Source organism: Acidimicrobiia bacterium, from assembly GCA_041394025.1.
In the GTDB taxonomy this organism is placed as follows: Bacteria; Actinomycetota; Acidimicrobiia; order IMCC26256; family JAOSJL01; genus JAOSJL01.
On sequence record JAWKJA010000003.1, the window covers coordinates 207,676 to 228,109 of the forward strand.

11 protein-coding genes are annotated in these 20,434 nt (G+C 68.6%); 1 reads left to right on the forward strand and 10 read right to left on the reverse strand.

The genetic code is table 11. The features are described from left to right. Positions 1 to 143: 143 nt before the first annotated feature. From R3A49_08465 to R3A49_08485, 5 genes are all read right to left on the reverse strand, one after another. Positions 144 to 8,102, reverse strand: coding sequence for a DUF5979 domain-containing protein (locus R3A49_08465; GenBank protein MEZ5170762.1), 7,959 nt, complete (start codon positions 8,100 to 8,102; stop codon positions 144 to 146). Positions 8,103 to 8,438: 336 nt separating this feature from the next. Then, on the reverse strand, positions 8,439 to 9,374 hold the full coding sequence (locus tag R3A49_08470; protein ID MEZ5170763.1) for a DUF1385 domain-containing protein: 936 nt from the start codon (positions 9,372 to 9,374) through the stop codon (positions 8,439 to 8,441). Between the two features lie 16 nt (positions 9,375 to 9,390). After that, a complete protein-coding gene (gene rpmE, locus R3A49_08475) occupies positions 9,391 to 9,597 on the reverse strand; it encodes a 50S ribosomal protein L31 (GenBank protein MEZ5170764.1) in 207 nt (68 codons plus the stop codon). Positions 9,598 to 9,618: 21 nt separating this feature from the next. After that, complete coding sequence (gene rho / locus R3A49_08480) at positions 9,619 to 11,259, reverse strand: transcription termination factor Rho (GenBank protein MEZ5170765.1); 1,641 nt, start codon at positions 11,257 to 11,259, stop codon at positions 9,619 to 9,621. Positions 11,260 to 11,546: 287 nt separating this feature from the next. Continuing rightward, on the reverse strand, positions 11,547 to 12,716 hold the full coding sequence (locus R3A49_08485; protein MEZ5170766.1) for a cofactor-independent phosphoglycerate mutase: 1,170 nt from the start codon (positions 12,714 to 12,716) through the stop codon (positions 11,547 to 11,549). A 58-nt stretch (positions 12,717 to 12,774) separates the two neighbouring features. On the opposite strand from R3A49_08485, the gene R3A49_08490 reads away from it, so the two are divergent. Next, positions 12,775 to 14,022 carry a PQQ-dependent sugar dehydrogenase gene (locus R3A49_08490; GenBank protein MEZ5170767.1) on the forward strand — a complete coding sequence of 416 codons (1,248 nt, stop codon included), beginning with the start codon at positions 12,775 to 12,777 and terminating at the stop codon, positions 14,020 to 14,022. Between the two features lie 20 nt (positions 14,023 to 14,042). On the opposite strand, the gene R3A49_08495 is transcribed toward R3A49_08490, so the two are convergent. From R3A49_08495 to argS, 5 genes are all read right to left on the reverse strand, one after another. Next, entirely contained in the window at positions 14,043 to 14,876 is an 834-nt protein-coding gene (locus R3A49_08495; GenBank protein ID MEZ5170768.1) for an SDR family oxidoreductase, read from the reverse strand. 124 nt (positions 14,877 to 15,000) lie between these two features. After that, on the reverse strand, positions 15,001 to 16,071 hold the full coding sequence (thrC, locus tag R3A49_08500; GenBank protein ID MEZ5170769.1) for a threonine synthase: 1,071 nt from the start codon (positions 16,069 to 16,071) through the stop codon (positions 15,001 to 15,003). Further along, entirely contained in the window at positions 16,068 to 17,366 is a 1,299-nt protein-coding gene (locus R3A49_08505; GenBank protein ID MEZ5170770.1) for a homoserine dehydrogenase, read from the reverse strand. The genes thrC and R3A49_08505 overlap by 4 nt, the downstream gene beginning before the upstream one ends. A 23-nt stretch (positions 17,367 to 17,389) precedes the next feature. Then, the gene (gene lysA, locus R3A49_08510) at positions 17,390 to 18,727 is read right to left on the reverse strand and encodes a diaminopimelate decarboxylase (GenBank protein ID MEZ5170771.1); all 1,338 of its coding nucleotides are present in this window, start codon (positions 18,725 to 18,727) and stop codon (positions 17,390 to 17,392) included. Between the two features lie 13 nt (positions 18,728 to 18,740). Further along, the gene (gene argS / locus R3A49_08515) at positions 18,741 to 20,384 is read right to left on the reverse strand and encodes an arginine--tRNA ligase (protein MEZ5170772.1); all 1,644 of its coding nucleotides are present in this window, start codon (positions 20,382 to 20,384) and stop codon (positions 18,741 to 18,743) included. Positions 20,385 to 20,434: the final 50 nt, after the last annotated feature.

Here is a 20,434-nt window from a genome sequence, read left to right on the forward strand (position 1 = left end):
TGCCGGCGAAGGACTCGCAGGGACGGCGGTCAGTCGCGCCGGACGTGACGACGACGCGGAACGGCCCCGGGGATCCCGGGGCCGTTCTCATACTGGGGCCCAGCCCGCCCCAGACCCGTGCTGTTCAGCCCGGAGCCCCTCCGCTAGGCGTGTGCCTCCCGACGGCGGCGCCTGACGGCGCCCCAGAGGAGGAACCCTCCGGTGATCAGGGCCAGCGCTGCCAGGACCATGCCGGCGATCGTCGCACCCGTGAAGGGCAACTCGGCAGGCGGCTCGGGCTGCGTGACCGGCGGCTGGTCCTTGACCTCGACCACCTCGACCACGGCGTCGTCTTCACTCCTGATCGGGTCCTGGCCGCCCTCGGGATCGGCCGTGGCCACCGCCACGTTCTTCAGGTTCCCGATGTCGGAAGCCTTCAGCACGTAGTCCTTCGTGCCCGTGGCGGTCTCGCCGGGCTCGAGCGTGGTCTTGTCCATCGTGATCTCGCCGAGCTTGTCGTCGACCACCACCAGGTTGTCGAGACGGGCCTGACCCGTGTTCTCGACCACGTAGGTGTAGGTGACCGTGTCGCCCGGAGAGCCCGACTCGATGCTCGGTGTCTTGGTGATCACCATCGCCGGGGCCGGGAACACCTGCACATTGGCGAACGTGCACGTGACGTTCTCGCCGGCGGCCAGAGCCACCTTCACGCCGTCGCCGTCGGCGATGTCGATGACTCTCGCCGGGCCCTCTGTCGGGCCTTCCAGAGTCGGCCGGATCTCATCGTCGTCACCGTTGACAACCTGGTCGGACACGCAGTCGATCTGCGCCAGGAGCCAGTACTCCGGCATGTCGGCGCTCGGCTCGATCACGTCGAAGTCACCCGGCAACAGACCGCTGAAGGTCCGGCTCCCCTGGTCGACGAGGGTGAACGGATCGGCGTCGTCGAAGGTGAAGGGGAACTCCTGAGCAGGCTCGATGCCGCCGGTGTCCTTCACCACCGTGATCGATCCCTCCTGCGTGTTCTCGAAGGTGCAGGACACGCTGTCACCGGCCTGGACCGTGTAGGTCGCCGTCCGGGTCTCGGTGTCACCCGACCCACCCTCGTCGCAGGCGATGTCGGTGAGCTGCCAGCCGTCCACCTCGTCCTCGACGGTCGAGAACTCGGCATCGGTCGTGCCGGCACCCACGAATTTCGAGATCGTGCCACCGTTGCCGATGACACCGGCAAGATCCTCGGTGAAGATGAACCCGGGGTCGTTGCCGCTCCCGGTCACGGTTTCCTTGGCGACCTCGATCTCGGCCTGGCCGTTGTAGAAGGTGCACTCCACCGTCTCACCCGGCCCCACGTCGAACGACGCGCTGCCCTCGGCGAGGTCGGGTGTGCCGCCCTCACCACACTGGATGTCGTAGAGCAGCCACTCGGCACCCGGGTCGTCCTCGGACACCGTGTAGACCTGTCCGGGAGTCACCTCCACGCTGTCCTCGTCGCCACCCTTCAGCGGGTCGATCTCGGGCACGCCCTCGCTACCGGTGAACGTGAACTCGGTCTCGTCGTCGCCGTTGGGCGTCGTCGTGACCTTCTTCACCGTGATCGTGCCGGGATCCGCGATGTTGGTGATCGTGCACTCGATGGTCTCGCCGGCCTCCACGGTGAAGTCGCCGGCGTCGACCGCGCCCTGCACGCTGCCCTCGCAGCTGATCCCGTCGAGCGTCCACGGCAGGCCCGTGAGGTCCTCCGTGAGCTCGTATCCGATACCGGCGGGGACGGGGTCGAACCCGTCGACACCCCCGTCGTTGACCAGCAGGCCGTCCTCGTCGTAGCTGTCGGGACCGCTCAGGTTGATCGGGAACTCACCCTCGAGGCCTTCGGGATCGGTCGCCTTCGTGACGACGACCTTCCCGTCGTCGGCCACGTTGGTGATCTCACAGTTGACCGTCTCACCCGGCTGCACCTCGATGGCGGCGGGATCGACGCCGTCGCCGCAGTCGATGGACTCCTCGGTCCACGGCGAGTCCTGCGGTAGCGGCTCGGTGAGCGTCAGCGGCGTCTGGAGCGGCACCTCGCTGAACTCGACGGGCGGGCCGCCGGGCGTCGTGAGGATGCCGTCCTCGTCGTAGCCGTTGTCGTCGGTGAGGTTGACCGGGAACGCACCGGTGAGACCGTCGGGGTCGGTGATCTTCGTGACCACGACCTTCCCGGCATCCGGTACGTTCGTGACCACACACTCGATGGTCTGACCCGGCTGCACGACGATGTCGTCGGCTGCCTGGCCGTTGTCACACTCGATGCCCTCGAGCGACCACGCAAGACCCGTGAGGTCCTCCGTCAGGTTCAACGACGTCTGCAGAGGAACACCCGCGAAGGTGGTCTCGCCACCGTCGTCCACCAGCGTCCCGTCCTCATCGTAAGCACCACCGTCGGTCAGATTCACCGGGAACTCACCGGTGAGACCGTCGGGGTCCGTGTCCTTGATCACCCGCACGCTGCCCGCATCCGGCACGTTCGTCACCGTGCAGGTGACCGTCTCGCCGACCGCCACCTGGAACGGCACGCCCAGGGCGTCCTCGTTGTCGCAGGTGATCGCCGTGTTGGTCCACGACGAGCCGTCGGGCAGGTTCTCCGCCAGACTCAGGTCGACGCCCGCCGGCACGGCCAGGAACTCGGTCGAGTCGCCGTCGATCGTCAACGTGTCGCCCTGGTCGTAGGACGGTCCCGTGAGCTGAACCGGGAACTCACCGGTCAGGCCCTCGGGGTCGGTGTCCTTGACGACCTCGACCGAACCGGTGCCCTCGTTGGTGAAGGTGCAGGTGACCTCGTCACCCCAGTCGACACCGAGGGTGACGCCGTCGTCGATGTCCTGACCGATGTCGGGGTCGCAGACAATGCCATCGAGCTCCCACCCGGTGAGACCGGTGAGGTCCTCGCTGACGTCGTACGACCCGGCGACCAGGTCGTCCTGGAACACCGCCGGGGCGCTGTCGTCGGTGAGGGGGAAGTCCTCGTCGAGACCGCCGGTGCCCGAGATGTTGAACGGGAAGCTCTGCCCATCGTCGGGCTGGGCGACCTTGTCCACCGTGATGATCGGGCGGAGGTGGTTCGTGATCTGGCAGGTCCAGTCGTCACCGGCGCCCACCGGGATCTCCGGTGTGGCGTTCGTGATCGGGTTCTGCCCGTCGGCGGTGCACGTGAACTGGCCCTCGCGCCACTCGTCCTGGCCGATCTCGGCCAGCGTGTAGCTCGCACCCGCCGGCACCGACCACGGCGTCGCCGCCTCGTAGGTGTCCTCGGCGTCGGTGGTGACCTGCCGGCCCGGCTGGCCGCTCACCGTGAAGTCGAACGTGCCGGTGCCGCCGATGGTCCGCTTCTCGACCGTGATCGAGCCGGGGTCGGCCTCGTTGGTGACGGTGCAGTTGACCGTTTCGCCCGCCTCCACGGTGAAGCTCTCACCCTGGGTGACGTCGACGTTGTCGCACACGATGCTCACCAGACCCCAGTCGAGATCCGTGAGGTCCTCGGTGAGCACGTAGCCCGTGTTGGCCGGCACCGGATCGAACTCGTCGGTGCCACCGTTGTTCACGAGCTCGCCATCCTCGTCGTAGCCCGTCCCCGCGAGATTGATCGGGAACGTCCCGGTGGCGGTGGCCGGGTCGGTCACCTTCGTGACGACGACCTTGCCGGGATCCGGTTCGGCGTTGGTGATCTCACAGGTAACGGTCTCGCCGGCCTCCACCGTGAAGTCAGCGTTGTCGACCGTGCCCTGCACGGAGCCCTCACAGTCGTAGGACACCGCGTTGAACCCGTCGCTGTCGGTCTCGGTCACCGCATATCCCGTACCCGCCGACACCGACGTGAACGTGTGGGAGTCACCGTCGCCCGTGAGCGTCGTGTTGCCCGGTGTCGGACCCGTGAGGGCCACGTCGAACTCACCGGACAGGCCGGCGGGGTCGGTGATCTTCTCCACGATGACCTCGCCGTCGGAGGGGCCACGGTTGGTGACCTCGCACTCGACGGTCTGGCCGGTCTGCACGTCGAAGTCGTCAGGATCCACGCCCTGGCCGCAGTCGATCACGTAGTCGTGCCAACCAGCCGGCAGGACCTCCTCGACCGAGAACCCGGTACCGGCCGGAACGTCGAAGGTGTGCATGTCGCCGTCACCCGTGAGGGTGTGGGTCTGTGCACCACCGGGGCCGTTCAGGTCGATCTGGAAGTCACCCGACAGGCCCGCAGGCTCGGTCGTCTTGGTGACCTTGACGTGACCGGGATCACCCTCGCTGTTGGTGATCACACACGTGACCGTGTCGCCGGCCTCGAGCGTGAAGTTCTCGTTGGGCACGACGCCGTCGGCGTCGGTGCACGAGTAGGTGACCGTGCCGAAGCCGTCCTGGTCGGTCTCGATGAGGTCGTAGCCGGTACCGGCGGGAACCTCGGTCCACGTGTACTCACTGCCGTGGCCGGCCAGAGCCTGCGCGTCGTCGTAGCTGTCGGGACCGCCCGAGAGCGTCGCCTCGAAGGGTCCGTCCAGACCCGGCGGGTCGGTCACCTTCTGCACGATGACCGTGCCCGGGTCGGGCTCGGCGTTGGTGATCTCACAGGTGACGGTCTCGCCGGCCTCCACCGTGAAGTCAGCGTTGTCGACCGTGCCCTGCACGGAGCCCTCGCAGTCGTAGGACACCGAGTTGAAGCCGTCACTGTCGGTCTCAGCCACCGCATATCCCGTACCCGCCGACACCGGCGTGAACGTGTGGGAGTCGCCATCGCCCGTCAACGTCGTGGAACCCGGCGTCGGGCCGGTGACCTCGACGTCGAACTCGCCCGACAGACCCGGCGGAACCGTCGTCTTCTCCACCGTGATCGACCCGGCATCCGGAACGTTGGTGACCACGCACTCGACGGTGGCGCCCGGCGCCACCTGGAACGGCACACCCTTCGCGTCGACGTTGTCACACACAACTGTCGTGTTCGTCCACGGCGAACCACCCGGCAGGTTCTCCACCAAGTTCAGGTTCACACCCGCGGGCACACCCATGAACGTGTGCATGTCCGTCACAGGACCCGGCGTCACCAACGACGTCCCCTGGTTGTATCCCGGACCCGTCAACTGGACCGGGAACGACCCGGCCAAACCAGCCGGATCGGTGACCTTGGTCACCTTCACCGAACCGGAACCCTCGTTCACGAACGTGCAGGTGACCTCGTCACCCCAATCCACCGTGATGTCGACGTCGTCATCGTTGAGGTTCGGCGTCGCCGACGAACCCGGCGACGTCTGACAGTTGATCGCATCCAGATCCCACCCAGCGGCCAACGGACCCTCAGCCACCGTGTAGGTGTCAGGCGTCAACGTGTTCTGCACGACCTTGGACTGACCGTCCTGCAAACCAAACGCACCCAACTCACCCGTGAACGGGAAACTCGTCCCATCCGCAGGATTCGCGTCCTTCACAATCGTGATCTTCGGACGCAGACTGTTCGTGATCTCACACGTCCAGTTCTCACCGTCGTCGATCGGGAGAACCGGGTTGGCTCCCACGATGTTCGACTCACCCGGGGCCGTACAGGTGAAGATGCCCTCGACCCACGCGGGCTGACCCGTCTCGCCGAGTGTGTAGCTCTGCCCGGGAGCGAGGTTCGACCACGGCGTCGCGGCCGTGTACACATTCTCGGTCGTGGTGGTCACCTGTCGGCCGGTCTGGCCCGACAACGAGAAGTTGAAGGTTCCGAGCCCACCGATCGTGCGCTTCTCCACGGTCACTGAGCCGGGCTGAGCGGCACGTTGGTTGCCGAACGTGCAGTTCACGGTCTGGCCGGCCGTGAGCGTGACCTGGGTCGACTTGCTGCCCAGGTTGACCTGGCCGCAGTCGATGCCGATGAGGCTCCAGATGGCTCCCGGAAGACTGGTCTCGGTCAGGGTGTAGGTGCCCGGGAACAGGTTCGTCCAGGACTGGAAGGCCGTCGGGTTGTTTCCTGCGCTCGTGGTGAAGTTGAGCGACGCGGTTCCGCTGCTGTTGCCGGTGCGCTGGATCGTGAACGGGCCCCCGACCCCGTTGACGGTCTGCTTGCGGACGTTGATCGTGACCCGGTTCGGCGTGTTCTTGAACTCACAGGTGACGATGTCGAGCGCGTCGACGGTGAGTGAGACGCCGTTCGTCGTGTTCGTGATCTGCGCGCCGGGCACGGCCTGGCCGTTACGCGTACACGTCGCGTTCTTACCGCCGGTCTGGACGATGGTGTAGCCCGGCTTCGACGCGAGGTCTTCGGTGATCGTCACCGTCCGGGGCAACGGGGGGTTGATGTCGAACGCGGGCGTCACGCCGCTGCCGCCCGTCGTGCCCGTCCCCTGTGCGGAGTCGCTGACCGTGTAGCCCCAGCCCGGCGCTTCCACGAAACCGCCCGGGCCTTCGACGAGCTTGCGGACCGTCACGGTACCGCCACAGAGGTTGGTCGCGATCTCCTCGAGCTTCTCCTGGAGGTCCACGAAGTTCGCCGCGAGGAAGTAGTCGTCGTCGGCGACGGGTCCGGAAACGGCGGCGATGTTGTCCACCGCTGCGCCCGATCCGATGGCGACGCCGACGACCTTGAGCGCGGGGTTGGCGGACTTCACGCCGTTGGCGGAGAAGACGCCCTCCTCCACCTCCCGGAAGGTGGTGTCGGAACCGGATCCGCCGCTCTGGGGTGAGCCGTAGAACGTCGGGTTGCCGTCGGTGAGGAACACGAGGATGTCGTAGCTGCCGGCCGATGAGATGAGCTGGCGGAAGGCGGCGTCCCAGTTGGTTCCGCCTGCCTGCCCGCCCGGCTTCGACCTGGCGTTGACCCACGAGCGCGCTGTGTTGGCACCACCCGTCGTGGCGACGCTCGTGAGAGCGAGGTTCGAGTTCCCCGAGGCGGGCGCGTTGGTCGCGAAGGTGAACCCGGCGACCGACGAGGGCGTGCCCTCCAGGGCGTCGACGAAGGCGGACGCCGACGTCTTCATCTGTGCGAGCTCGGTGTCGCTGATCGAGTTCGACAGGTCCATGACGAGCGCGATTTCGATCCCGCACGTATCAGGAAACGCAGGGTTGGTTCGTCGGTTGGCGAAGTCGCGCGAGTTGGCGTTGGTGTTGCTGTTCAGGGAGAACTGCTCGCCGTAGATCTTGGAACCGCCCGAGCTCTCGGTCATCGTGTCGATGCGCTGATAGCCGCTCGGCGCGGTCTTCTCCCGCAGGTAGCGAGTTCCGCTGGTGAGGCCGGCGATCGTGCACACGCCGCTCGCGTTCGTCGTGCAACTCGCACCGGCGATCTCCGTCGTGTAGCTCGAGTTCGAGTACACCTGGAACGTCGCACCTGCGAGGTTCCCGACGCTTCCATTGGTCGCGCGGTCGGACTTCTTGTGAACGGTGATGGAGGCATCGGTGTTGACGAACACACAACTCGTCTCGCGGTTGCCGTCTGCGTCTCCGAGTCGGAGAGTGACGCCTCGGGAATCGACGTTGTCGACGGACTGGACGGGGCCTTCGGGGTTGCACTCGAGGTTGGTGAGGCTCCACGCCGGATCGGTGGGGTCCTCGCTGAGTCGGTAGCTCCGGTCGTACTCGAGGTCGCCCCACGTGTGGAGGCCGTCGTCGCCGAGTGTGACCGGGTTCGGGTCGACGTATCGCGGCGGCTCGAACGAGGTGCAGCCGTCGGTCTCGGACCCGACCTCCTGACAGGCCTCGAGTCGGAAGTCGAAGGTGAACTGCGGTCCTGGATCATTGGGGACCGTCTCGGACCGGACGGTGATCGTGCGGGGGTCCCCCTCGAGTTCCGATCGCTCGGCCGGTCCGGGAACCTCCGCCTCATCGGGGACTGCAACCTCGGCGGGTGGCTCCGCGGTCTCGACCTCGAAGTCCGCGTCGTCGGGAATGACGACCTCGTTCGCAGGGGTTGTCGTCTCTTCCTCGGCAGATGGTGTCGCCTCGTCGGCCGGGTCGGTGACCGCAGGGTCCTCGCCCGCAGCCTCGCCCGTGTCTTCGGCCGACGCGGGCGCCAGGCCCATCAGCGACACGATCACGACGAGGCTCAACGCCGACGAGAAGAAGCGCCGTAGGCGGTACCTCGAAGGGTTCCGACGAGACTGACCTGCACCGAGCTGCTGGTGGCCCATGCCCAACTCCCCTGTCCGTCCGCAGCGCACGCTGCGTCGGCTCTCGAACTGGTTGGGCCGGTCTCGCCGTCGCTCACCCCCGGCGTAGGCGACCGATCAGCCGCCGGGGGGTCAACGCTCCCAATCCCCGCATTGTGAGCCGCCACTCTGAGTGGCGACCTTCACGATGATGACCGCGGATCGGCGCAGGGTCAAGGAGAATTCCGCGAACGGTGGTAACAGATGCCCGACGCCCGCACAGGCATGCCGATTCCCGCTCGTCCGTCATTCGGAGAGCAACTCCGCAGGAGCATTCCGGTAGACGAATGCGCGTCACATGCCTCGGTTAGGACGGAGTCAGAGCGCGCCGCGGAAGGCGGGGGCGAAGCCGCCGGGCGTGTCGACCCGGGTGTCGACCTCGGCGAGCTGGTCGGCGGTGAGCACCGCACGCAACGACACGATGGCCACCTCGAGCTGGTCGAGATCGGGCTCACGCGTCGTGAGCCTCTGGAGGGCCAGCCCCGGCTTCATAGCGGCGCGCACCCAGGCCTTGTCCATGTGCTTCGCGGCGAAGCGGATGACCTCGTAGCTGAAGCCGGCGATGACAGGGATGAGCACGACGCGCGAGGCCACCATCACGAGGATCGACGGTCGACCGAGGAACGAGTAGACGATGATCGCGACGACCATGACGGTGAGGAGGAAGTTCGTACCGCACCGTACGTGCTCGGTGGTGAAGCGCTGCGCCGACTCCGGAGTGAGCGGAACACCGCGCTCGTAGGCGGCGATCGACTTGTGCTCGGCGCCGTGGTACTGGAACACGCGTTTGATGTCGCTCATCAATCCGATGGCGATGAGATAGCCGAGGAAGATGGCGAGGCGCAGCACTCCCTCGGCGACGTGCTCGCCCAAACCGGTGAGCCCGAACAGACTGCCGAGCCCACGGCCCGCGAGCGCGGGCAGGATGATGAACAACGCGGTGAAGATCGTGAGCGCGACGCCCATCGTCCAGCCCATCGCGCGTCCGGAGATCTGCTCCTCTTCGGGCACCTGCTGGTTGGCCGACCACGACAACGCCTTGAAGCCGAGACTCATCGACTCGGCGAGCGCCATGACACCGCGCAGCAGCGGGATCTTGTTGTAGCGCTCGGACCAGCGCGGCGCGTCGTGCACCTCGACCTCGACGTCGCCGTCGGGTGTGCGGATCGCGACGGCCCACGACGAGTCGCCGCGCATCATCACGCCCTCGAGAACCGCCTGGCCTCCCACATAGCGCGGCGCATCCTTGGCCATCGACGCCACCGTGTCGCTACTTGGCGGCCTTGCCGTAACGACGCTGGAAACGTTCGACGCGCCCACCGGTGTCGACCAGCTTCTGCTTGCCCGTGTAGAAGGGATGGCACTCCGAGCACAGCTCGGCGTGGAGCTCCGAAACCGTGGAGCGGGTCTCGAAGGTGTTGCCGCACGAGCACGTGACCGTGCACGTGGTGTAGTCGGGGTGGATGTCGGTCTTCATGGCTGTCCAGTCTACGTGGAATCAGGTAGTAGGGGCCTGGGCGATCTCTGTGAGGAACTGCTTGTTCGAGTCGGTGGTCTTGATCTTGTCGACGAGGAGCTCGAGACCACCACCACCCTCGAGGGCGTTGAGCACCCGACGCAGCTTCCACACCTGCTGGAGCTCCTTGCGCTCGAAGAGAAGCTCCTCGTGACGCGTGCTCGACTGCTCGACGTCGATCGCCGGGTAGATCCGGCGCTCGGCGAGGCGGCGGTCGAGTCGCAGCTCCATGTTGCCGGTGCCCTTGAACTCCTCGAAGATGACCTCGTCCATCCGGCTGCCGGTCTCGATGAGGGCGGTGGCCACGATCGTGAGCGACCCACCCTCCTCGATGTTGCGGGCCGCACCGAAGAAGCGCTTGGGCGGGTAGAGGGCGGTGGAGTCGACACCACCCGAGAGAACCCGACCCGACGCCGGGCTCGCCAGGTTGTAGGCACGAGCGAGACGGGTGATGCCGTCGAGCACGATCACGACGTCGGTGCCCATCTCGACCAGGCGCTTGGCCCGGTCGATGGTGAGCTCGGCGACCTGGGTGTGCTCGTCGGAGGGACGGTCGAACGTGCTGGCGACGACCTCGCCCTTCAGCACGTGTCGCTTCATGTCGGTGACTTCCTCAGGGCGCTCGTCGACGAGTAGCACCATGAGATGACACTCGGGGTTGTTGCGCTCGATCGAGTAGACGAGCTGCTTGAGGATCGTCGTCTTGCCGGCCTTCGGTGGCGACACGATCAGGCCGCGCTGGCCCTTGCCGATCGGCGAGATCAGATCAACGATCCGCCCCGTGACGTTCTTGGGGTCCTCGGCCTGCTCGAGGCGGAGGTTCTCGTCGGGAAAGAGCGGCGTGAGGTCTTCGAAGCGCGGACGCGACTTGGCGTCGTCGGGGCCCATGTCATTGATGGACTGGACCTTCAACAACGCGGGGTACTTCTCACTGTTACCCGCGGGGCGCGTGACGCCCTTGATGTAGTCGCCCTTGCGGAGCCCGAAGCGCCGCACCTGCGAGGCCGACACGTAGACGTCGTTCTTGCTCGGGAGGAACCCCTTCGTCCGCAGGAAGCCGTAGCCCTCGTCGCGCATGTCGAGCAGGCCCTCGCACTCGATGGGGTCGCCCTGTGGCTCGCGATCTTCCTGCTGCCGGTTGCGGTTGCGCCCGCGGCGGCGGCGCTTGCGGTTGCCTTCGCCCCGGGCGGCGCGCTCGTCCTCCTCGTCGATCGTGATACCCGACGCCGTCTTGGTGCGACTGCCGTCGTTCCTGTCGCTGCGCTCCGTGCCGCCGTGATCCTCGCCGCCGCCGGAATCACCCGGGGCCGAGCCCTTCGACTCCGACGCCGGCTTGCGACGACGCCGTGGCTGGGCATCGCTGCCGGCGTCGCCGGCGTCGAGGGAGTTCTCCTCCTCGGCGAGTGCCACCAGGTCGTCGTCGGCGCCGCGGGTGGAGCGGACCTTCTTACTTGGCGCGGCAGTGTCGCCGTTCTCCGACGCCGCCTCGATGATGGCGTCGACCAGCTCGGCCTTGCGGGTGCGGGTGGGAGCCTTCACGCCGAGCGCGCCGGCGATCTCGTGGAGCTGCTCGCGGTCCTTCGACTCGAGATCGCTCCGGTCGGGTGTGCCGACCTTCGCCATGGTGTCTCCTCACTCTGTGTTCGGGGCGGTTCTTGTTTCGGAATTCGCTCCGGGAACTCGTCCCATCCCGGGCTCGTGACCGCCCGACGGGGATCCCGTCGTCGGCCGCCGTGGACGGACGCGTCGGCGCCGAAGCTGTGGCCGGGTTGGAAAAGCCCCGTCCGGGCCTGTGCCGGTGGGCACCGCCATGGACGGCGAAAAGGGTTACCGGGCACGCGGGCGAATCCGAAGAGGCTTCGGGGGGTTGCCGCGACCGCTGCTCGGCGACAGGACCGACTATAGCGGACTCAGTCGGTACGGCTCAACATCCCCGGGAGCAGGCCGTGGCCCGAAACGGGCCGGAGGTCGGCCACGGCGCTCTCGGTGTAGGGACGCCCGGAGACCTCGTTCTCCGAGTCGAAGCGCAGGTAGGGCACGGCGTCCGTCGAGTGGGTCATCGTGGCCAGCGGCGTGGCGTGGTCGGGCATCATCAGGATCCGGTGCGGCCCGCGCTCGGCGAGCGCCTCACAGAGCGGCCCGACGATGTCGGCGTCCCATCGCTCGAGGGCGGAGACCTTCTCGTCGACGAGCCCCTGATGACCCGCCTCGTCGGTCGCCTCGACGTGCAGGAGGAAGAAGTCGTGGTGCTCGAGACCGGCGAGTGTAGCGTCGCGCTGCGCGGCGTAGTCGTTGTCGAAACCGGCGGTGGCGCCCGGCACGTCGACGACGTCGAGGCCGGTGAGTGCACCCAGGCCGCGAACGAGGTCGACCGCCGAGGTGAGGCCGCCCGTGAGCCCGTAGCGCTCCTCGAAGGGGTCGAGCACGGGGGACCGCCCCTGGCCCCACAACCAGATCTGGTTGGCCGTCGAGCCGACCTCCGCGGCGGCGGCCTCCACCACGGAACGGGACCGCTTCATGAGGTCGACCAACGTTGTGGCGGACGGGCCGCTCGGCATCACGACGGGCTTCCCGGTGAGGTCGTGGGGCGGAACGCACTCTGCGTCGCCGGCAGCGGCCGGGAGCACGGCGAGGTGCCGGTACTCCACACCTGCGTGGAACGCGACGTCGTCGTCGGCGAAGGCCTCGGAGAGCGCGGCCACGATCGGTGCCGCCTGATCAGTTGTGAGATGCCCCGCGGCGAAGTCGACCATGGTGTCGTCGTGCACCGTGACGAGGTTGCAGCGGAACGCCACCTCGTCGGGAGCGAGCGCCACCCCCATCGCCGCCGCCTCGATGGGCGCGCGGCCCGTGTGGAAGTCGGCGGGGTCGTATCCGAGGATCGCCATGTTGCCGACGTCGCTTCCCGGCGGCATCCCGGCGGGGATCACGGCGGCGCGCCCCACCTCGGAACGCGCGCTCAGCGCGTCGATGTTCGGAGTGACCGCGGCTTCCAGAGGCGTGCGGCCGTCGAGCTCGTCGACCGGCCAGTCGGCACAGCCGTCGGGAACGAGCACGACGTACTTCCGGGTGTCCGTCATGATGACTCATCGTAGGCGCGCCCTGCCGCGCAGCACTGCTGTGTAGCGTCGCGATCCTGTGACGACCCGCACACTTTCCCCTGCCCGCACGCGCCGACGCGGATTCGTCGCCGCGCTCGCCGCTGCATTTGTGCTTGTGTCGTGCTCCGGTGGCGACGGCGACGAGGCGACGACGCCCGAACCGCCGAGTGTCGAGGCGCCAACGACGACCACTCCCCCGACCACGACCACCGGTGTCCCCACGACGACGGCGTCCGTGCCGAACTTCGCCGATGTACGCGTGAGCCTCACGGAGGTGGCGTCGCTCGTGGCGCCCACAGCACTCACCTCACGACCGGGTGACGACGCCGTCTACATCGCCGAGAAGCCCGGCCGCGTACGCGTCCTGCGGGACGGCACCGTCGACCCCACGCCTGTTCTCGACGTGAGCGACCTGGTGTCGACGGCCAACGAGCAGGGGCTGCTCGGGCTGGCGTTCTCCGTCGACGGCACCCGCCTCTACGTGGACTACACCGACACTTCGGGCGACACGCGTGTCGTGGAGTACGCCATGGAGGGCTCGAAGGCCGATCCGGGCTCCGCCCGCGAGATCCTCGCCGTGGGCCAGCCCTTCGCCAACCACAACGGAGGCGAGCTCCAGACCGGGCCCGACGGGATGCTCTACGTCGCCCTGGGTGACGGCGGGAGCGCCGGCGACCCACAGGGGAATGCCCAGAACACGTCGACGCTTCTCGGCGCGATCCTGCGCATCGACCCGACCCGCGGCGACCCCTACGGTGTGCCGGCCGACAACCCCTTCGTGGGCAGCAACGACTCCAGGGGTGAGATCTGGGTCTACGGGCTGCGGAACCCGTGGCGGTTCTCCTTCGACCGCGGGACCGGCGACCTCTGGATCGGCGATGTCGGACAGGACACGATCGAGGAGATCAACCGTCTCCCGGCCGGAGGCGAGGCAGGAGCGAATCTGGGGTGGCCCGCCTTCGAGGGGTCGCAGAGCTTCGGGGGCGGATCGGCCGACGGCGCCGTCGGACCCGTCTTCGAGTACGACCGGCGCAACGGGGAGTGTGCCGTGACCGGCGGCTACGTGTACCGGGGCGCAGCGATTCCCGACCTCGTCGGCGCCTACGTCTACGGCGACTTCTGTCGCGGGAACGTCGACGCGCTGGCTCTCGACAACGGCGCGGTCGCCACGCAGCGTTCGCTGGACGTGGACGTGCCGAGCCTGGCGTCCTTCGGTGAAGGGCCCACCGGTGAGCTCTACGCCCTCAGCCTCGACGGGCCCGTCTACCGGATCGACCCGGCCTGACGACGTAGCGGGGCGGCGCTTCAGTCGGTCTTCATGAGGGAGGCGGCGATGCGGCGCGTCACAGCGGTCGGTAGCGTGCTGCTCCCGCCGGCCATGACCTTGTTGGAAAGGCCCGGCACCGACACTGCCCTCCCGCGTCGGAGATCCGCGAGCGCTTCCTCCACGACGGTGTCGGGCGTCGTCCAGAGGAACCCGGGGACACGCCCCTCCTTGTCACCGGCACCGAGACGCTCCTGGAACTCGGTGCGCGTGAAGCCCGGCTCGAGCACCATCACGTGGACGCCGGCGCCCGCGAGCTCGACGTGCAGCGACTGCGAGAAGCTCGACACGAACGCCTTGGTCGCGGCATAGGTGGCCATGTTCGGCGTCGGTTGGCGCGACGCGATCGACGACACGTTGAGGATGGCGCCGTGGCGGCGCTCCACCATGGGTCCGGCGGCAGCGTGGGCGAGGCGTAGCACGGCGATCACGTTGAGCTCGATCTCGTCGATCTCACGGTCGACCGGAAGAGTGTCGAACCGGCCGATGGTGCCGAACCCGGCGTTGTTGACGAGCAGCTCCACAGGTCGGTCCGCCTGCCTCAGACGCCTCTCCACGAGCACCAGGTCGTCCTCGTCGGTGAGATCGGCCGCCAGGACCTCCGAGCCGGCGCCGTGCTCCGTCGCCAGCACCTCGGCCAGTGCGTCCAGGCGCCCCTTGTCGCGGGCGACGAGCACGACGTCGTGGCCGCCGGCCGCGAGGTAGCGGGCGAACTGCTCGCCGATGCCTGCCGACGCTCCCGTGACGAGGGCGACGGGCGGCTCGGATGCCCCGCCGGTGCGCTCACCGGTGGCGCTGCTCTCGACGTCGGTCATGACGGTCCCCCTCACATCTCTATTGCGTCTATTGCGACGTCCACAACTACAGCTGCACCACGGGTACTACCACGGGCACACCGAGGGGTCGACGTGGCCGACGACACCGGAGGTCGGGTGGCTCTCAGAGCCCCAACTCGTCGGCCACCGCCTGCACCGTTGGCTCACGCGGCTCGCCCAGCTCCACCTCGTGGGTTGCCCGTTCGGGGTCCTTCAGGCCGTGGCCGGTGAGCGTGCACACGACGGTCTCGCCGCGCTCCACGAGACCTGTGGCCGCCGCCTTGAGCAGACCGGCCACCGAGGCGGCCGAGGCCGGCTCCACGAAGCACCCTTCGGACGATGCCAGCAAACGGTAGGCGTCGAGGATCTCGGTGTCGGAGACCGCGCCGATCGTCCCACCCGAGGCGTCGCGTGCCTCCAGCGCCGACGCCCAGCTGGCGGGATTGCCCACGCGGATGGCCGTGGCGATCGTCTCGGGGTGGGCGACGGGCTCGCCGTGGACGATCGGGGCGGAGCCGGCCGCCTGCCATCCCAGCATCCGGGGTGTGCGCGAGGAGCGTCCGCGGCGTGCGTACTCGGAGTAACCCCGCCAGTAGGCGGTGATGTTGCCCGCGTTGCCGACAGGAATGCAGTGGACGTCGGGTGAGTCGCCCAGCGTGTCGACGATCTCGAACGCAGCCGTCTTCTGCCCCTCGATGCGGTACGGGTTGACCGAGTTGACGACCGTGACGGCGCCCCGTGCGCCGAGCTCGCGCACGATCGTGAGGGCGTCGTCGAAGTTGCCGCCGATGGGGATGACGCGAGCGCCGTGCATGATCGCCTGGGCGAGCTTTCCGAGCGCCACGTGGCCCGACGGGATGACGACAGCCGCTGTGAGACCGGCCCGCGCCGCATAGGCGGCGACCGAGGCCGACGTGTTGCCGGTGGAGGCGCACATGACGACCTTGGCGCCCTCCTCGAGAGCCTTCGACATGGCCATCGTCATGCCACGGTCCTTGAAGGAGCCCGTGGGATTTGCACTCTCCATCTTGAGGAGGATGCGTGCGCCCGTCTGCTCCGAGAGCCGCGGGGCGGGGACGAGCGGCGTGCCGCCTTCGAGGAGCGTGACGACGGGAGTGGCCGAGGAGACGTCGAGATACTCGCGGTAGGCCTCGATGACTCCCGGCCAGGCCGCCGGCGACGGCTGGGGGCTCACGTGTCGTCCCCCGTGACGCGCAGCATGCGCCCGACGTTCTTCACCGCGTCGTGGCCGCGCAGCTCCTCGACGGTGGCTGCGAAAGCCGACTCGGGTGCCAGGTGGGTGACGAGGTTGAGCTGGGCCTCCTCACCGAGGCCGTGTTGCTGCATCGACTTGATCGACACGTCGTGCTGACCGAAGACCCCGGCGATGGCGGCCAGCACGCCGGGGCGGTCAACGACCTCCATCGGCAGGTAGAACTGCGACTCGATCTCGCCGATCGGCAGGACGCGGCGTTGCTCGAGCGTGCCCATGGCGGCGCCGGGATGGCCGGCAGCGAGGTTGCGGGCAGCGTCGACGACGTCGCCGAGGACGGCGCTGGCCGTGGGCCCTCCTCCCGCGCCCCGCCCGTAGAACATCAACTCACCCACGGCGTCGCCCTCGATGAACACGGCGTTGAACGACTCCCGCACGGCGGCCAGGGGATGCCCGTCGGGGACCATCGCGGGATGGACACGCACCGCCACGCCGTCGCCCTGCTCCTCGGCGATGGCGAGGAGCTTCACCACGTAGCCGAGCTGCCGGGCGGCGTCGATGTCGTCGATCGTGACGTCGGTGATCCCCTCGCGGTGGACATCGGCGAGCGTGACATGGGCACCGAAAGCGATCGACGCCACGATGGCGGCCTTGGCCGCGGCGTCGAAGCCCTCCACGTCGGCGGTCGGGTCGGCCTCGGCGAACCCGAGAGCCTGTGCCTCGGCGAGCGACTCGTCGAAGCCCGCGCCCTCCTCGGTCATCTTCGTGAGGATGTAGTTCGTGGTCCCGTTGACGATGCCGAGCACCCGCCGGATGTGGTCGCCTGCCACGGACTCGCGCAGGGGGCGGACGAGGGGGATGCCACCACCCACCGACGCCTCGAACAGGAAGTCGACGCCGGCGTCGGCGGCACGGTCGAAGAGGTCGACGCCGGCGTGGGCGATGAGCTCCTTGTTGGCGGTCACGACGGGCTTGCCGGCGTCGAGGGCGGCGACGACGAGGCTCTGCGCCGGGTCGGTCCCGCCGATGAGCTCCACGACGAGGTCGACGTCGCCCGAGCCGACGACGCCGGCGGGGTCGTCGGTGAAGAGGTCGGCCGCCACCGGAACGTCGCGATCACGCGACGTGTCGCGCACGGCGACGCGAGCGACCTCGAGGCCGACACCCGTGCGCTGCGCGATCACGGGGGCGTGCGCCTCGACGAGGCGGATGAGCGCCGCTCCCACGTGACCACATCCCAGAACACCGAGCCGGACCGTCGTGTCGGAACCTGTCATGCTCCCCAGCTTCCCACGCAGGCCTACCGCTCCGGACGAGTATCGAGGCGGATGAGATCGTCGGCGGTCTCACGGCGTGTGACCACCCGGGCCTCGCCATCTCGGACGAAAATGACGGCGGGGCGGGTCATCTTGTTGTAGTTGGAGGCCATCGCGTAGCCGTAGGCGCCCGTGACGGGCGTGGCGAGGACGTCGCCGACCGCCACGTCGGCGGGGAGTCGGGCGTCGCGCACGAGGAGGTCGCCCTGCTCGCAGTGCTTACCGGCGACGGTGGCCCGCAGCGGGCGCGGGGCCTCGGCCCTCGTCGGCAGGAACGCCTCGTACTCCGCGGCGTAGGCGGCGGTACGTATGTTGTCGCTCATGCCGCCGTCGACGGCGACATAGGTCCGGACACCGTCGACGGTCTTGACGGTCCCCACCGTGTAGAGAGTCAGTCCCGCAGGCGCCACGATCGAGCGCCCGGGCTCCACGAACAGGACCGGTTCGCCGGCGAGGCCGGCGTCGCTCCAGGCGTCGGACAGCGCCCGCCGCAACGTCGCGGCGTAGCCGGCGATGGTCGGCGCGTCGTCGTGGCTCAGGTAGCGGACACCGAGCCCACCGCCGAGATCGAGTTCGTCGACGAGAAAACCGGTCTCCTTCGACATCGCCGCCACGAAATCGACGACGACGTGCGCGGACTTCGCGAAGGCGTCGATCGCGAACACCTGGGACCCGATGTGCGCGTGCAGGCCGACCAGGCGCAGCGCGGGGCTGTCGACGACGCGCCGGAACGCGTCGCCCGCCGCGCCGGTGGCGATCGACAGCCCGAACTTGGTGTCGTCGACTCCGGTCGTGATCGCCTCGTGCGTGTGGGCCTCGACGCCGGGTGTGACGCGCAGCAGAATGGCAGGAATCGGCAGGCCACCGGTCACGAGACCGGTGAGGCGGTCGATTTCGTCGGTGGAGTCGACGATGATCCGACCGACACCGGCCTCGAGTGCCGCCGCGAGCTCGTCGGTCGACTTGTTGTTGCCGTGAAAGACGATCCGCTCCGGAGGGAACCCCGCGGCGCGGGCGACCTCCAGTTCCCCACCCGTGGCGACGTCGAGGCGGAGGCCCTCCTCGTCGACGAGGTGAGCCATGGCGAGGTTGAGGAACGCCTTCGAGGCGTAGATCACACCGTCGCCGAAGTGCTCGCGGTACTCAGCGGCGCGCGCACGGAGCTCCACCTCGTCGTAGACGAACAGCGGCGTACCGAAACGGTCGGCCAGCCCGGCGAGATCACAGCCACCGAGCGAGCAGCGCCCTGACACGTCGACTCGCGCGGTGCGCCCCAGAAGTGAGAGATCGAAGGGTGCGTCGGTGTCGGCGGTACCGCTCATGGCACGCGCCCGGTCACGACGCCTCGGCATCGAGACGGTCCATCTGTTCGGGTGCCGAGACCCCCAACAGGTCGAGCCCCGCGGCCAGGGCGATCTGCACGGCGGCGGCCAGCCACAGGCGGGCCTGCGTGAGCGCCTCGTCGTCGGTGACGACCCGGCATTCGGCGTAGAAGCGGTGGAAGCGCCCTGCGAGGTCGCGGACCCAGTTCGTGACCTTGTAGGGAGCGCGGTGCTCGGCTGCGTCGGCCACCACCTCGTCGAAGGCGAAGACGGCCCGCAGCAGGTCGAGCTCGCGCTCGTCGGTGAGCGGCGAGAGGTCGACGTCGTCGAGCGGGCGTCGGCTCACACCGGCGTCGGCCGCGTGGCGGGCGATGGACGCGATCCGTGCGTGGGCGTACTGCACGTAGTACACGGGGTTCTCCATCGACTGCGCCGTGACGACGTCGAGGTCGATGGTCTGGGGCGTGTCGATGCCCTGGAGGAGGAAGGTGAGCCGGGCCGCGTCGGGATCCACCTCATCCAGGATGTCCGCCAGGGTGACCACGTCGCCTGCGCGTTTCGACAGGCGCACCGTCTCCCCGCCCCGCTCGAGGCGTACGAGCTGGCCGAGGATCACCTCGGGCTGGCCCGGCTCGGCGCCGAGCGCCTGCATGCCCGCCTGGATCGAGGGAACCTGGCCGTGGTGGTCGGCCCCCCAGATGTCGATGAGGTGGCTCCAGCCACGCCGCATCTTGTCGCGGTGGTAGGCGAAGTCGGCGGCGAGGTACGTGGAGGTGCCGTCGCTGCGCACGAGGACCCGGTCACGCTGGTCGCCGAAGTCGGTGGAGCGCAGCCACGTGGCGCCGTCGGCCTCGAAGGTGACGCCGGCGGCCGTCAGCTCGGAGAGGACGTCGTCGACCTCGCCGCGTTCGTGGAGGGTGCGCTCGGAGAACCAGGTGTCGAACGTCACGCCGATGCGCTCCAGATCCGACCGGAGCTGTCCGACGACGTGGTCGTAGCCCCAGTCGCGGGCCCGGTCGATCGTCACGGCGTCACCGAGTTCCTCACGCATGGCCGCGGCCATCTCGACGAGGTACCCGCCGTGATACCCGTTCTCGGGTGGCTCGGCTCCCTCGTAGCGCGCGAAGAGCGACTCGGCGAAGGTGTCGAGCTGGCTCCCGGCGTCGTTGAGGTAGTACTCGCGATGGACCGTGGCGCCGCGGGCGGCGAGCACGTTGGCGAGCGCGTCGCCCACGGCGACCCAGCGGCCCCCGCCGGCGTGCAACGGGCCGGTCGGGTTGGCCGACACGAACTCGAGGTTGATGCGCTCGCCCGACAGCTCGGAGCCGTGGCCCAGCGCGTCGCCGGCGGCAACCGTGTCGCGCAGGACGTCGTGGAGCCACCCGGGCCCGAGGTGGAAGTTGATGAAGCCGGGCCCTGCGACCTCGATCCGGGTGACGTGCTCCGGAGGATACCCGGCGAGGACGGCGCACAGCTCGTCGGCGACCTCGCGGGGGTTGCGGCCCGCGGGGCGGGCGATCCGGAGCGCGACGTTCGTGGCCCAGTCGCCGTGGTCGCGCGACTTGGGGACCGACAGTTCGACGCCGCCGTCGGGCGCGGGGAGGCCCGCCGTGTCGAGAGCCGCGAGGACGGCGGAGCGGAGTGTTTCGAGGATCACCGAGCGTGAGGCCGGACGGATCGGAAGGTTCGGACACCACCCGCTCCGGC